Raw genomic sequence first — 14,031 nt, 5'->3', positions numbered from 1 at the left:
GCTTCTGACTGGCCTGGTTATTGTGCGGCCAGACCGTTACGTCGGATCACGTCGGCGTACCACCTGGCGCTGGACTTGGGGGTACGAAGCTGGCTGTCGTAATCGACGTGGATCATGCCGAAACGCTTCGTGTAGCCCCATGCCCATTCGAAATTATCCATCAGGGACCAGGCGAAGTATCCACGCAACGGCACGCCCGCCTCGATCGCGGTGTGGCAGGCCCGGAGATGGGCGTCGAAGTACGCTACCCGGTCGACGTCGTCGACCTCCCCGTCGACCACCTCGTCGACGAAGGCCGCCCCGTTCTCGGTGATGTAGAGCGGCACCTCCGGGTACTCCCGGTGCACCCGCTCCAGCACCTCGACCAGGCCGGGGGCGTCGATCTCCCAGTTCATGTCGGTCACCGGCACACCCCGGGTGACGAACCGGACCTGCTCGCTGCCGGGCCAGTTCGACGGTGCCCGCCAGTACGGCTCCGGCTCGACCCCCTCGATCGGTGCGGCCACCACGTGCCGGCTGTAGTAGTTGATCCCGAGCACCGAGAGCGGGGTGGAGATGATCTCCATGTCGCCCTCGCGTACGTGTCCGAAGTCGGTCACCTTCGCCAGGTCCTCGACCACGTCGGCCGGGTACTCCCCGCGCAGGATCGGGTCGAGGAAGAACCGGTTGGCCAGTCCGTCGATGCGGCGGGCGGCGTCGACGTCGGCCGGGGTGTCCTGCTGGGGCGAGACCGCGTACAGGTTGAGCGTGATGCCGAGTTCGTGGTCGGGCCGGACGTCCCGGATCGCCTGGACGGCGAGACCGTGGCCGAGCATCAGGTGGTGACCGGCCTTCACCGCCGCCTCCGGGTCACTCAGCCCGGGGGCGTGCGCCCCGGAGCCGTAACCGAGGAAGGCCGAGCACCAGGGCTCGTTGAGGGTGGTCCAGTAGCGGACCCGGTCGCCGAGGACGTGGTGGGAGAGGGCGGCGTACTCGGCGAAGCGCTCGGCGGTGTCCCGGGCGGGCCAGCCACCGGCGTCCTGCAACGGCTGCGGCAGGTCCCAGTGGTAGAGCGTCACCCATGGCTCGATGCCGTTTTCGAGCAGGTCGTCGACGAGCCGCTGGTAGAAGTCGACTCCCTCGGGGTTGGCCCGTCCGCTGCCGTTGGGCTGGATCCGGGGCCAGGAGAGCGAGAACCGGTACGACTTCAGCCCCATCTCGGTCATCAGCTTGATGTCCTCGCGGAACCGGTGGTAGTGGTCGCAGGCCACGTCCCCGGTGTGCCCCAGTTTGGTCAGGCCGGGGGTGTGGCTGAACGTGTCCCAGATCGACGGGGTACGGCCGCCTTCGGTTGCCGCACCCTCGATCTGGTACGCCGCCGTGGCGGCACCCCAGAGGAAGGTGCTCGGGAAGATGAGCTGGTTGGTCACGACTTGACGGCGCCTTCCATGATGCCGCCGATGATCTGGCGGCCGAAGAGAATGAACACGATGAACAACGGCAACGTGGCGATCAGGGTGCCGGCGAAGATCTGCGAGTTGTCGGCGAAGTAGGCCGAGTTCAGGCTGCGCAGCGAGATCTGCACGGTCGGGTTGGCCGGGTCGGCCAGCACGACGAAGGGCCAGAAGAACTGGTTCCACTGTTCCATGAAGGTGAGCAGGCCGAGGACGGCTGCGGCCGGCCGCAGCGCCGGGGCGACCACGTGCCAGTAGACGCGCCAGGTGGAGCAGCCGTCGACCCGGGCCGCCTCGATCAACTCGTTCGGTACGGCCTGTTCGGCGTACTGGCGCATCATGAAGATCCCGAAGCCGCCGATCAGGAACGGCACGGTGACCGACGGCATGGTGTTGAGCCACTCCAGCTTCGCCATCAGGATGTAGAGCGGCAGCACACCGAGTTGGATCGGCACCATCATCGAGGCGAGGATGATCAGCAGCAGCGCGTTCTTGCCCTTGAACCGGAGCTTGGCGAAGGCGAACCCGGCGAGCGAGCCGAAGAACACGGTGGCGACGGTGATCGTGCCGGAGACGAGGAACGAGTTCATCAGTCCCTTGACGATGTTCGCGTCGCCGTTGGCCAGTACCCGTTCGATGTTCTCGCCGAGCTTGCCGCCGGGAAGGAACGGCGGCGGCCAGGAGTTGGCCGCGTCGTTCGTACGTGACGCGATGACGATCATCCAGTAGAACGGGAAGAGCGACAGGATCACGGCGAGGACGAGGCCGACCCAGGTCAGCGGGCTGGCCTTCCAGAGCCGCTCGGCCCGGTTGCGGGGGCGGTCCTTGGTCGGGGCGAGCGGCGAGGGCCGGGGCCCGAGCGTGGTGGTGGTCATTCTCGCGTCCCTCACTTGTCCGAGCTGATGCGACGGGCCAGCAGGTAGTTGATGGTCGACATCAACGCGATCAGTACGAAGAGCACGAGCGCGACCGCACCGGCATAGCCCCACCGGAAGCGGGTGTTCATCACGTCGAGCAGATACATCGTGATCGTCTGGAACTGGCCCTGTGAACCGCCGGAGATGCCGCCCGAACCGCTGGTGAACAGGAGCGGTTCGGTGAAGAGTTGCAGGCCCCCGATGGTCGAGATGATCAACGTGAAGATGATCGTCGGGCGGAGCTGCGGAATGGTGATCGACCAGAACTGCCGGGTCTTGGAGGCGCCGTCGAGCGCCGCCGCCTCGTAGACGTCCTTGTTGATCGACTGCATGGCGGCGAGGTAGATCAGCGCGTTGTAGCCGATCCAGCGCCAGTCGACCATCGTGGAGATGGCGAACCAGGAGGCGTACCGGTTGGCCCGCCAGTCGATCGGGTCGATGCCGACCAGGTCGAGCAGCCAGTTGGCCAGCCCGAACTCCCGGGCGTAGAGCATCGAGAAGATCAGCGCCACCACCGCGGTCGAGGTGATGATCGGCATCGCGATGGCCATCCGGAAGAAGGTCTGGCCCTTGATCTTCCGGTTCAGCGCGTTCGCCAGCAGCAGCGCGATCAGCAGTTGCGGGACCGTCGACATCACGAACATGCCGAACGTGTTGACCACCGCGTTCCAGAACTGCGGGTCCTGGGTGATCAGCTCGACGAAGTTGTCCAGCCCGACGAAGCTGATCGTGGCGTTCATCGGCGACCGGTCGGTCAGCGCGATCCAGACGGTGTAACCGATCGGATAGGCGCTGAAGACCGCGAAGATGACGAAGAACGGAAGGATGTACAGGTAGGGCGAGACCTTGAGGTCCAGCCGGGTGAGCGTACGACCACGGGTGGGCCGGGGCCGCCGCTCGTCGTCCGCCGAGCGGCTGTGCCGGCCGGCCGCCGGGGCCGGGTCGAGATCCAGGCTCATCGGAAGTCCTTCAACTAGGGGTGACGTCTCACGCCGGGGTGGCGCCGACAGCGGGTACCTGTCGGCGCCACCCGTACGTACGTCACTCACCGGGTCACTTACCGGCGGCCGCACCGTTCTTCAGCGCGTCCTGCCAGGCCGCGTCGGCGGCCTGCCCCTGCTCGACAGCGCGCAGCGCGTTCTCCACCGCGGTCCGTACGGCCTGGTTCTTCGGGCCGAGGTAGACCGGCTTCAGGTCGGTGGCACCGGCGGCGAAGATCTTGCCGATCGGCGCGTTGCTGAAGTAGTCGTTGGTCGCGGCGGTGACCGCCGGGTCGTTGAGCGCGGCCGGCTGCGAGGGCAGGTTGCCCAGCTTCTTGAAGACCTCGATCTGGCTCTGCGCGCTGGTCAGGTACTTGGCCAGCTCCGCCGCCGCCTTCTGGTGCTTGCTCGACTTCGGCACGGCGAGGAAGCTGCCGCCCCAGTTGCCGCCGTTGCCGGGGGCCTTGGCCACGTCCCACTTACCGGCCGCCGCGTCACCGGCCTGGCCCTTGATCACGCCGGTCATCCAGGCGGGGCAGGCGATGGTGGCGAAGGTGCCGTTCTTGAAGCCGGCGTTCCACTCGTTGGAGAACGACTGGAGGTTGTTCGAGAGCTTCGCGTTGATCATCTTGGTGGTCAGGTCGAACGCCGTCTTGACGTCCGGGTTGCTCGACAGGACCAGCTTGTTGCTCTTGTCGTAGTACGTGTAGCCGGTGCCCTGGCCCGCCACCTGGCTCAGTACGACGTTGAAGAAGTTGGTCGCCGAGTCGACGAACTTGTTCTTCGAGTCGGCGGCGGCGAACTTGGCCCCCTGCTCGATGAAGGCGTCCCAGGTCGGCCAGAGCGCACCGACCGCTTCCCGCTCGGTGGGGAGCCCGGCGGCCTTGAACAGGTCGCTGCGGTAGCAGATCGCCATCGAGCCGACGTCGGTGCCGAGGCCGAGCACCTTGCCGTCGGGGGTGGTGCCCTGCTCCCACTTCCACGGCAGGTAGTTCGCCTTGAGGTCGCCTGCGCCCTCGTCCGCGAGGTTCACGAACTTGTCGGCCTGCGCGTAGAACTGCACGATCGTGCCCTCTTCGAGGGCGACGACGTCACCGGCGCCGGAGCCGGCGGTGATCTGCTGGGTCAGCCGGGTGTTGTAGTCACCGAGGCCGAGGCCCTTGCCGCGCTCCTGGATCGTGACGTTCGGGTGGTCCTTCTTGTACTGCTCGTACAGGCCCTCGTACCCGAAACCCTGGTCGCCGAAGACGTCGACGATCAGCGTGACGGGCGCGTTGGGATCGGCGGAATCTCCCGACGAGTCGTCGCCACAGGCCGTCGTGGCGAACACCGCGACGGACGCGATTGCGATAGCCGCGAACCGCCGACGGCGGGACGTGACGCTCATCCTGACCCCTCTCAGGTCGCATGTATGTGTGGTGGGGGCGGTGGTGCGGGTTGGCGCGGGAACGGCTGCCCCGGTGGACGTCGTGCTCGGTCGTGTGGCGCGAGACACAGTGGCCGGGAGCGCTCCCATGAGATTGCCGTTGGGTTACCGGAGTGTCAATAGCCCGATGGGAGCGTTCCCATTTCGTTACCGCCACGAACCGGGTCAGCGCGGGCAAAGAAGGTGTGCTAACGGCAGCCAGCTACCGGTTCCAGCCACCGGCAAGGGCCGGAACGTCGCGCGGGCTCAGCAGAGGCGGCGGGCGAGCGTGGTGGCACGATCGGCCACGAACGCCTCGGCGTCGAACGGGCGTCCGATCCACTCCCGCATCGGCTCATGGTCCGGATGCCCGGAGTCGGCGAGCGCGACCAGGAAGGTGCGGTAACCGAACGGCCCGCCGACATCCTCGGGCGGGCAGGCGCGGGCACCGGTCACGCAGATCGGGTAGCGCTCCCCCGGGTCGGCACCGAACGCGTCCTCGACCGTGATGTCGTGCTCCCACCAGTCGCCGAAGTCATAGGTGTAACGGAACCGGCTGCCCTTGCCGACCACCGCGTCCAGCCGGGTGTCCAGCTCGTCGCGCACGGTCAGCTCGCCGTCCGGGTCAGGTTCGCCGTACTGCAACCCGTCGATCTCGAACGAGTGCAGGTGGCAGTCCTGCCAACCCATCACATGCTGGAGGACGCGGTGCAGTCGGTCCAGGGTGTAGCCACCCGGCACCAGCACCCGCCGCCACACCAGGGGCGTGACATCGGAGAGCGAGACCTTCAGTTGGAAGATCTGCCGTTGCGGGCTCGACAGTTCGCGCACCATCAATCAATACCATGCAGGTCAACGCCACACCGGAGACTCAACCGAATAGCCCCGGATCTATCTGTCGGGTAACCGACGCGACTCGCCCGCCGCGACTCGCCCGACGCGCCGGGAGCCGCAAGCGATCCCCGAAGGGGTCAGAGGACGGCCCCACCATCGCTCGCTGGCAGCTCGGCGGGCAGTTGCGACAGCTCCACTCACACAGGATCTCGAAGCCATCCAGGTCGTCGTCACCGGCCAGGCGACCCGCAGCTTGCCACCGGGCGGCGGAACTCCGGCCAGACGGGCCGAGGTTCCGCTTCCCGATCGTCTGTTTCGATGGGGCTCAGGTGCGGAACGGGCCGGTGACGCAGTACGTGATGCCGCCGGAGGAGGAGCCCGAGGTGCCGCGCTGGGACGAGAAGTACAAACGGTTCCCGGCCGGGGTGAACGCCGGACCACAGATCTCCGACGAGCCCTGGCCGGTGATCCGGAGGAACACGGAGATCTTGTCGTCCGGCGTGATCACGCAGATCTCCATGTTGCCGCCGTCCTCGGCGACGTAGAGGTCACCGAAAGAAGAACCGGTGATGTTGTCGACACCGGTCAGCGGTGCCGAGCCGGGGCTGACGAGGTTGTCGTCGTAGGCGAGCTCGTAGGTGCTGTTGGCGAGGTTGAGCTGCCAGACCCGGTTGTCGCCCTTCGTGGTGAACCACAGGGTGTTGTCGGAGTAGTGGCAGCCCTCCCCGCCGTTGAACGACTTGGCGCCGGATACCTGCGACCGGGTCACCGTCGGGGAGCCGTCCGGATCGGGTACGGCGGCCCAGGTGAACGAGCCGGACGTGGCGCTGCCGGCGACCAGCACCTGGAGCGCGCCGGCGGACAGGTCGCCCCAGGTGTTCGGGATGAAACGGTAGAGCTTGCCGTTGGTCTCGTCCTCGGTGAGGTAGATGACCCGCCGGTCCGGGTCGGCGGCGGCGGCCTCGTGCTTGAACCGACCCATCGCCGGACGGACCACGGCGGTGCCGCCGAGCGGGTACGTCTCCCACACCCGGCCGAGGCTGACCTCCTCGCAGGACAACCAGGTGTTCCACGGGGTCTTGCCACCCGCGCAGTTGTTGTTGGTGCCGGACAGGATCCGGGACGCCCCGGTGACGGCGCCGTTCGCGTCGAACAGGATCCGGGACGCACCGCCACCGGAACCCGCGCTGGTCTCGGAGTTGGAGACGTAGACCCAGCCGCTGCCGTTGGCGTACACCGCGCCGCCGTCGGGCGCGCTGTGCCAGGTGTACGAGGTGCCGGGCACGACCTGGCCGGAACGGGCGACGATCTGGCTGGTGAAGCCGGCCGGGAGCTGAATGCCGTGGCTGTTGGCCGACTGGAGCGGACCGTACGGGCCGGTTGCGTTCTGCGCCGGTGCCGCGTACGCCGCTGACCAGGCGGTGAACGGCAGCGCTACCGCGCCTGCGCCGAGCACGGTGGCACGCAGCATGTTCCGTCGATCCATCTGGACCTCCTTGAGGATGGGTCCGAGGAACGTAACGTTCCGCTGTTGCGGGGAAACGATACGTGAATGAACGACCGTCATCGATAGATGAACGATCGGGCGGTTCGCCGGGCGGCGGGCTACGTGAATGGTCCGACAGGATCCAGCGCCGACGTCGTGCTCAAAAGACGCGGGTGGCGCCTTCGGCGCGGGCGCGGGATTCGGCGGTGCCGGGCGCGAGGTTGTGGCAGAGGATCACCGACGCGCCGGCGAACAGCGGGGCGAGCAGCCAGATCACCGGCTGTTCCTGCCCTGCCGTGTCGACCAGCACCCGGTCGCCCGGCCGGAGGTCGCGGGACGCGGCGATCCCCTGGGCCACCGTCGCCCACTCCCGGTAGCTGGTGCCGTCGACCGTGGCCGCGTCCGTGGGCCTGACGGAGGCGTACGCCGGCGCGCTGTCACCGTGCCCGCGGACCTCGACCAGGTAGTCCCGGTAGCCGGCGGGCACCTCGCGCATCGGTTCCGCCCCCGGTGCGAGCCCGAGCACGAACTGGTGCGCTGCCTCGGGCACGTCCTCCAGCCAGTTGTCGATCCGGTGGTGCGCCACGAAGGTGACGTCGGCCGGCAGGTCCGCACCCGGGCCGATTCGCGGCAGACCGGCGGTGGCGACCAGGTGGTAGGCCACCGACACGCCGGCCGACCAGGCGCCGAGCAGCACTGCGGCGGTCTGCCAGTGTGGCGGGAGAAGCACCGCCGCGCGGTCACCGGGATGCAGGCGGCAACCGTCGACGAGCAGATTCGCCGTCCTGGCCGCCCACCCGCCCAACTCGGCTGCGGACAGCTCGATCCGCTCTCCGGTCGCGTCGTCACAATAGGTGAGCAGTGGTCGCGAGGTGTCGACCGCCGCCGCGTCCAGCAGAGCGGGAACTTCCTCGGTACGGCGTGCAGCAGTCACGTCCATCGGGGCGACGATACCGAATCCCACCCGAAAGGGGCTCGCCCAGAGCGGTAACACGAATTTGTCGTACATCAAAAACGATGTACGTACTCGCCTGGAGAGGTAAGGGAAAGAAGCGGTACCGCGTCTGGCGAGGTTACACATCGTGACCGGAGCCGGGACAGGCGACAGGAACGGGCGGCGGCGGCCCGGGAGTGGGACGGGCGGGGTCAGTCGGCGCGGGTCTGGACCAGGGCGTCGGCGAGCGGGATCTCCTCGCCGACCGCGACCTCGGCGAAGATGAGGGCCGTCATGGCCACGTCGAAGTCGGCCGGGTCGACGCCGAGCCGGGGCGGCAACGCGTGCAACCGTACGTGCAGTTCCGCCAGGAGTTCGGCGGCGCCTTCGGTGTCGATCGCGCCGGTGAGCAGCGCGTCCAGCAGGGTTGCGCCGTCGAGTCGTTCCAGCACCAGGTCCGGGCCGTCGGCGGCGTGGACCACCGGCACCGGATAACCGAGCGCACTGAGGTACGCCATGAGCGCCGCCTCGCTGGCGGTGTCGCCGCCGTCCCGGTAGCGGCGCAGAACCCGCGCGTCGTCCAGCGCGAAGACGTCGGCGTCCCGGCCCGACGCGAGAAGGGTTCCGTCGCTCACGGCCGCGACGCTAGCCGCCCCAGATCGCGGTCGCCCACTCGGGATGATCGACGAACGGATTACGGTTGCCCTGCCAACGGTCGTAGATGAGCTGATTGCGGCGCTTCTCGAACGCGTCCGGCGGGTCCGCCCGGTTCCACCGCAACAGGACCGAGAGCTTCCCGATGTACGGGGCACTGCCGTTGCGTACGGACTCGTTCGGCTCCAGGTTCGGCCAGCCGTCGCCGCCCTCGTACCTGATCGCCATGTACATGATCATGCGGGCGACGTCGCCCTTGACCGCGTCACGCGGCTCCCACGAATCGCCGTCGGTGAAGTTGCCCGGCGCCTCCCGAACCGGGCTGCCCCCGTTGTCGAAGTCCTTGTTGCCCCGATCCGAGTTGACCGACACGTCCTCCGGTCGCAGGTGGTGCAGGTCGGTGCCGGGACCGGTCGCGGTGCCGAAGTCGCCGTGCGACTTGGCCCAGACATGCTCACGGTTCCAGTCGTCCGGGTCGCCCCCGTTGACGTCCTTGCGCTGCGACCGCCCGCTGTAGAGCAGGATGACGTTGCCCGGGTTCGCCGGATCCTGGTCCGTCTCCTTCAACGCCTCCCACGCCTGGTCGTACGTGACCGTCCGCTGCACGCTGATCACCTCGTGCAGGGCGGTACGCAGCGCAACACCGGACTTGCCGACCGCGCTCGCGTAGTACGTCCGGTCGTAGTCGTCGCCGCCGGGCGTCGTACCGGGCGTCGGGGTGGGGGTGGGCTCGGCGGGCGGCTCGGAACCGTCGACGCTCATCGCGGTCGGGTTCTTCAGCCCCCCGTGCGAGAAGTACGCCGTCAGGGTGCCGGTGACGGTGACGGCGCGTCCCCGCGACGACGGGTTGGACCGGAGACCGAAGGTGCTCCGGTAGGAACCGGTGACCTGCACGTAGAGCATCTTCGCGGTGGCGGGCTCACTGGCCAGGTCGGCGATAGCGATCGCCGTGTCCGAGGTGAAATCCGCGCGGAGCACCGTGTCGGTCGCCGTCGGCTGACCGACGACATAACCGGTGACCGAAGCGGATCCGCCGTCCTGGGACGCCAGTGCCTCAGCGACGGTCAGGGTCTCCGACGAGGCCGACATCGCCACGACCGGCACCCCGACACCGAGGACGAGCACCAGCCCGATCGCCAGCCGCCACGAGCGTGAACCGGCGATCCGCTTCAGGTCCATACCCGGCCATGCTAGTGGAGTCGACTGTGCTGGGATGGCACGAGTCGATCATTTGGAGCAGCGTCATGACAGTCGGCTCGGCTGGTTCACCGTCGACGCGCTACCCGAGCCGCCGCACTCCCAACTCCCGCCGACCCTGGAGCTGTTCGCCACAGGTCGGGCCGACCAGCGGGCCCGAACCGACCGTACCGCATAGGGTTTCGACATGATCTGCCGAGCGTGCCGCGAACGGCGGCATGACCAGTGCCCCGGCCGGAACTGGTGCGACTGCCAGCACCGGGTCCCGGTGCCGACCCCACCGGTCACCGGCCCGGCCGGCGAATGAACGACCCGATGCAGGCCGAGTCGACGCCACTCACACCGGGCGAGGCCGAGTCCCTACCGAAGACGCCGGGCGGTGACGGCACCGGTCCGTCGATCCCGACGACCGACCCACGGGTCCCGATCCGCCGCCTCTGGCCGGCGCCGGACGACACCCCGCTGGACGACGCCGCGCTCGCCGCGCTCTACGGCCGGACCGAGAAGCCGCACCTGCGGGTCAACTTCGTGTCGAGTATCGACGGCGCGGTGGCGGTCGACGGCTTCTCCGCCGGGCTCTCCAGCGGGCCGGACAAGCGGGTCTTCGGCGTACTCCGGATGCTCTGTGACGCCCTGGTGGTCGGTGCCGGCACCCTGCGCCAGGAGAACTACGGTCCGCTCCGCCTCGACGAGCGGCGCCGGGCCTGGCGCCGCGCCCACGGGTTGCACGAGTACCCGACCCTGGTCGTGGTCTCCGGAGCGCTGGACCTCGACCCCGGACAGGCGGCGTTCGCGCAGGCACCGGTCCGCCCGCTGGTGCTGACCCACGGCCGGGCCACCCCGCCGCCGGGGCTGACCGCCGTCGCCGACCTGATCCGGGTCAGTGCGGACCCGTTGGACCCGAAGACCCGGTTCGAGGAGTCCACCGAGATCGGCCTGGTGAACCAGGTCGGCGTGGTCGACCAGAACGACCGGATCGACCTGGTGGACCGGGTCGACCTCACCGCCGGACTGGCCGAACTGCACCGCCGTGGTCTGGGGCAGGTGCTCTGCGAGGGCGGACCGTACCTGTTCGGTTCGCTCACCACCAGTGACCTGGTCGACGAGGTCTGCCTGACCGTGGCGCCACTGCTGGCGGGTGCGGGAGCCGGGCGGATCACCGCCGGGACGCCGAGCCCGCCGCGCGGGATGGCGCTGCGGCACCTGCTCGCCGCCGAGTCGACCCTGCTGCTGCGCTACGCCCGCGACTGATCGCGCCGCCCCGCCCGGCCGACCCCGGGCTGGGTGGCTGGCCGGGTCCCTGCGCCGGGTAGTTCAGCCGGGCCGGCGAAGAGGTCGGTCTGCTCGTCGACCCGCAGGTCGGCGGCGGTGTGCGGTGGGGCGGGACGCTCGGTCACCGGCAGCCGGGAGTACAGCGGTGTCTTGGGGTCCGGGCCCGGGCGGGAGGTGACCGGGCAGGTCACCATCTGGATCGGCGACGGCGGCGGGTCGAAGCCCCGCAGACCCCAGCGGACCCAGATCGGCATCCGCCCGGCCTCCGCCTCGGCCAACAACTTCTCCACCGACCGGCGCCGGTTACCACGGTCGATCTCGATCGCGAGCGGTGGCCCGTCCGGGCGGGCGCAGGCGACATCGAGGAAGGAGTGTCGGTGTGCGTACGGCGGGGGCAGGGGCAGGACACTGGCCGCGCGGCGGTAGACCCGAAAGCCCCGCCCCACCGCCCAGTCCGCGATCTCCTCGACCAGCAACTCGGTGACCTGCTCCGGGGTCCGGTCGAGGAAGATGAGCGCGGAGATCCGCTCGGCCAGCGAGGCGGCGATCAGTTCGGCGTCATCCGGGGCAACCTGCACCGTGCCACGCTAGCTGGCTCAGAATCCCCGGAACACACCCTCCGGGTCGTCGTTCAACGGCCCCCGTGGACGCGGCGGAGGTTGTCGATGCCCACGTCGAGGGCCGCCTCCAGGTGGGTGAGCCGACCGGTGGAGAGCATCATCGTCACGCCGCCCTGGATCCCGGCGATCAGGGCGGCGGCCGTACGGTCGGCGTCCAGTTCCGGGTCGATCTCACCGATGCCCTGCATGTGCCGGATCCCCACGACGATTTCCGACTGCCACTGTCGGATCAGTTCGTGCACCACCGCCTGGGCGCCCGGGGTGTTGCGCCCCAACTGCGACACCAACACGTTGAGCGGGCACTGCTGCCCCTGTGCGCGGTAGCGCGCCACCACCGCGTCCCGCCAGGCGTGCCACGCCGACCAGGAGGTGAGGTCGCCGAGGAAGGGCTGCTGGTCGATCAGGACCCGGCCGGCCTCGTACCGGGAGACCGCGAGCAGCAGCTCCTCCTTGCCGTCCGGGAAGTAGTGGAAGAGCTGGCTCTTGCTCGTCCCGGTGCGGGCGCGTACGTCGTCGAGGGTGGTGGTGGCGACGCCGCGCTCACGGATCTCGGCGGCGGCGCCCTCGACGATCCGCTGCCGGGTGGCGGCCCCCTTCGGGGTCAGGTTCCGGGTCACCGCTCAGCTCCTTGGTCTGGACTTGCGGGTCCAGATTATCGCGGAGGCAGCCGCCGGAGCACCACACCGCGATCGACCCAACCAGGGCGCCAATTCACCGTAGACCGAAAACTTACGGGCCGCAAAACCGCCAACTACCTTGAATTACTCATGTTGCTCTATGTCTTGTGCAGTGAAATGTTTCGATCCATACTGCGGAATGTTTCACCACCACCGGTCGATCGGCAAGCCTCGCACCCGGTCGACGCAGCCAGACGAAAGGAAGACGCATGAGACGACTCGCCCGCCTGCTCGGCGCCGCCGGAATCGCGGCGGCGTTGGCGCTGCTCAGCCTGGCGGTGGCCACCCCACCGGCGGCGGCGGCCACGTTGACCGAGGTGACGAACTTCGGCACCAACCCGAGCAACCTGCGGATGCACCTCTACGTGCCGGACCGGGTCGCGGCCCGACCAGCGATCCTGGTCGCGGTGCACTACTGCACCGGAACCGGCCCGGCGTTCTACTCCGGCACGCAGTTCGCCTCGCTCGCCGACCAGTACGGCTTCATCGTGATCTATCCCTCGGCGACCCGGAGCGGCCAGTGCTTCGACGTCTACTCGCCGCAGGCGCTGCGCCGTGACGGCGGCAGCGACCCGGTCTCGATCCTGTCGATGGTCCGGTACGTCCAGCAGCGTCACAACGGCGACCCCGACCGGGTGTACGCGACCGGCGTCTCCTCGGGCGCGATGATGACGAACGTCCTACTCGGCAACTATCCCGACGTGTTCAAGGCCGGCGCCGCGTTCGCCGGCGTACCGCACAGTTGTTTCGCCACCACCGACGGCTCGACCTGGAACAGCCAGTGCGCCAACGGGCAGGTGATCCGTACCGCCCAGCAGTGGGGTGACCTGGTCCGCAACGCGTACCCCGGATACACCGGAGCGCGTCCGAGGATGCAGCTCTGGCACGGCACGAACGACGAGACGCTGCGCTACCCGAACTTCGGCGAAGAGATCAAGCAGTGGACCAACGTCCACGGGCTGAGCCAGACGCCGACCTTCACCGACACCCCGCAGTCCGGCTACACCCGGACCCGGTACGGCGGCAGCGGCCCCACCGCGCCGGTCGAGGCGATCAGCATGCAGGGCGTACCGCACAACCTGCCGGTGAACGCCGCCGAGGCGATCCGGTTCTTCGGCCTGAACACCACCACCCCGCCGACCACACCGCCGCCAACCAGCACCCCACCGCCCACCACCCCGCCGCCGACCACCCCGCCGCCGACCACCACTCCGCCGCCGGCCGGGGGCGGTTGCGCCGTCGGTTACACCGTCAACGCCTGGAACACCGGCCTGACCGCCGCGATCACCATCAGCAACCGGGGCAGCGCCCCGGTCAACGGCTGGACCCTGGCCTTCACCCTGCCCGGAGGCCAGACCATCACCTCCGGCTGGAACGCCTCCTACAGCCCGAGCAGCGGCGCGGTGAGCGCCCGCAACGTCAGCTACAACGGCACGATCCCGCCGAACGGCTCCACCAGCATCGGCTTCCAGGCCACCCACACCGGCAACACCGGCCGGCCGGCGTCGTTCACGCTCAACGGCGTCGCCTGCACCCTCACCTGACCCCCGTCCCGTCCGGCTCCCGGCCGGGGTGACGCGACAACTCCCGACGAACCGCCGGGCGCCGGGCGCCGGGGGCTG

Annotated in this window: 14 protein-coding genes; 3 read left to right on the top strand and 11 right to left on the bottom strand. The window is 68.9% G+C overall.

What is annotated here, in order from left to right; translation table 11 throughout:
• Nucleotides 1–17: 17 nt before the first annotated feature.
• The 9 genes from ACIBF5_RS24220 to ACIBF5_RS24180 all read right to left on the bottom strand — a co-directional run bounded on the left by ACIBF5_RS24220 (nucleotide 18) and on the right by ACIBF5_RS24180 (nucleotide 9,822).
• Nucleotides 18–1,409, bottom strand: a complete 1,392-nt coding sequence (locus tag ACIBF5_RS24220) for a GH1 family beta-glucosidase (RefSeq protein WP_396815156.1) — start codon at nucleotides 1,407–1,409, stop codon at nucleotides 18–20.
• Nucleotides 1,406–2,308, bottom strand: coding sequence for a carbohydrate ABC transporter permease (locus tag ACIBF5_RS24215; RefSeq protein ID WP_396815155.1), 903 nt, complete (start codon nucleotides 2,306–2,308; stop codon nucleotides 1,406–1,408). The genes ACIBF5_RS24220 and ACIBF5_RS24215 overlap by 4 nt, the downstream gene beginning before the upstream one ends.
• A gap of 11 nt (nucleotides 2,309–2,319) precedes the next feature.
• Nucleotides 2,320–3,309, bottom strand: coding sequence for a carbohydrate ABC transporter permease (locus ACIBF5_RS24210; RefSeq protein ID WP_396815154.1), 990 nt, complete (start codon nucleotides 3,307–3,309; stop codon nucleotides 2,320–2,322).
• Between the two features lie 94 nt (nucleotides 3,310–3,403).
• Complete coding sequence (locus ACIBF5_RS24205; protein WP_396815153.1) at nucleotides 3,404–4,717, bottom strand: ABC transporter substrate-binding protein; 1,314 nt, start codon at nucleotides 4,715–4,717, stop codon at nucleotides 3,404–3,406.
• A 285-nt stretch (nucleotides 4,718–5,002) separates the two neighbouring features.
• A complete protein-coding gene (locus tag ACIBF5_RS24200; protein ID WP_396815152.1) occupies nucleotides 5,003–5,569 on the bottom strand; it encodes a plasmid pRiA4b ORF-3 family protein in 567 nt (188 codons plus the stop codon).
• A gap of 325 nt (nucleotides 5,570–5,894) precedes the next feature.
• On the bottom strand, nucleotides 5,895–7,055 hold the full coding sequence (locus ACIBF5_RS24195) for an alkaline phosphatase PhoX (protein ID WP_396815151.1): 1,161 nt from the start codon (nucleotides 7,053–7,055) through the stop codon (nucleotides 5,895–5,897).
• A 160-nt stretch (nucleotides 7,056–7,215) separates the two neighbouring features.
• Complete coding sequence (locus ACIBF5_RS24190) at nucleotides 7,216–7,995, bottom strand: TIGR03089 family protein (protein ID WP_396815150.1); 780 nt, start codon at nucleotides 7,993–7,995, stop codon at nucleotides 7,216–7,218.
• A gap of 206 nt (nucleotides 7,996–8,201) precedes the next feature.
• Nucleotides 8,202–8,624 carry a phosphotransferase gene (locus ACIBF5_RS24185; protein ID WP_396815149.1) on the bottom strand — a complete coding sequence of 141 codons (423 nt, stop codon included), beginning with the start codon at nucleotides 8,622–8,624 and terminating at the stop codon, nucleotides 8,202–8,204.
• A gap of 10 nt (nucleotides 8,625–8,634) precedes the next feature.
• Nucleotides 8,635–9,822 (bottom strand): endonuclease, encoded by a 1,188-nt coding sequence (locus ACIBF5_RS24180; protein WP_396815148.1) that lies wholly within the window; start codon nucleotides 9,820–9,822, stop codon nucleotides 8,635–8,637.
• Between the two features lie 34 nt (nucleotides 9,823–9,856).
• Between ACIBF5_RS24180 and ACIBF5_RS24175 the strand changes: the two genes are divergently transcribed.
• Together ACIBF5_RS24175 and ACIBF5_RS24170 are read left to right on the top strand one after the other, a co-directional pair.
• Nucleotides 9,857–10,018 (top strand): hypothetical protein, encoded by a 162-nt coding sequence (locus ACIBF5_RS24175; protein ID WP_396815147.1) that lies wholly within the window; start codon nucleotides 9,857–9,859, stop codon nucleotides 10,016–10,018.
• A gap of 125 nt (nucleotides 10,019–10,143) precedes the next feature.
• Nucleotides 10,144–11,091 (top strand): pyrimidine reductase family protein, encoded by a 948-nt coding sequence (locus tag ACIBF5_RS24170; protein ID WP_396815146.1) that lies wholly within the window; start codon nucleotides 10,144–10,146, stop codon nucleotides 11,089–11,091.
• Here ACIBF5_RS24170 and ACIBF5_RS24165 read toward each other — a convergent pair.
• Together ACIBF5_RS24165 and ACIBF5_RS24160 are read right to left on the bottom strand one after the other, a co-directional pair.
• The gene (locus ACIBF5_RS24165; RefSeq protein WP_396815145.1) at nucleotides 11,076–11,690 is read right to left on the bottom strand and encodes a hypothetical protein; all 615 of its coding nucleotides are present in this window, start codon (nucleotides 11,688–11,690) and stop codon (nucleotides 11,076–11,078) included. The two genes, ACIBF5_RS24170 and ACIBF5_RS24165, sit on opposite strands and share 16 nt — an antisense overlap.
• 53 nt (nucleotides 11,691–11,743) lie before the next feature.
• A complete protein-coding gene (locus ACIBF5_RS24160; protein WP_396815144.1) occupies nucleotides 11,744–12,349 on the bottom strand; it encodes a TetR/AcrR family transcriptional regulator in 606 nt (201 codons plus the stop codon).
• A 269-nt stretch (nucleotides 12,350–12,618) separates the two neighbouring features.
• Here ACIBF5_RS24160 and ACIBF5_RS24155 point away from each other — a divergent pair, with 269 nt between their 5' ends.
• Nucleotides 12,619–13,953, top strand: coding sequence for a PHB depolymerase family esterase (locus ACIBF5_RS24155; protein WP_396815143.1), 1,335 nt, complete (start codon nucleotides 12,619–12,621; stop codon nucleotides 13,951–13,953).
• The last annotated feature ends 78 nt before the right edge of the window (nucleotides 13,954–14,031 follow it).

The sequence above is a fragment of the Micromonospora sp. NPDC050417 genome (assembly GCF_044458865.1).
GTDB lineage: Bacteria > Actinomycetota > Actinomycetes > Mycobacteriales > Micromonosporaceae > Micromonospora_G.
Note: the sequence above shows the minus strand (reverse complement) of the source record. Positions and strands in the feature narration are given on the sequence as shown.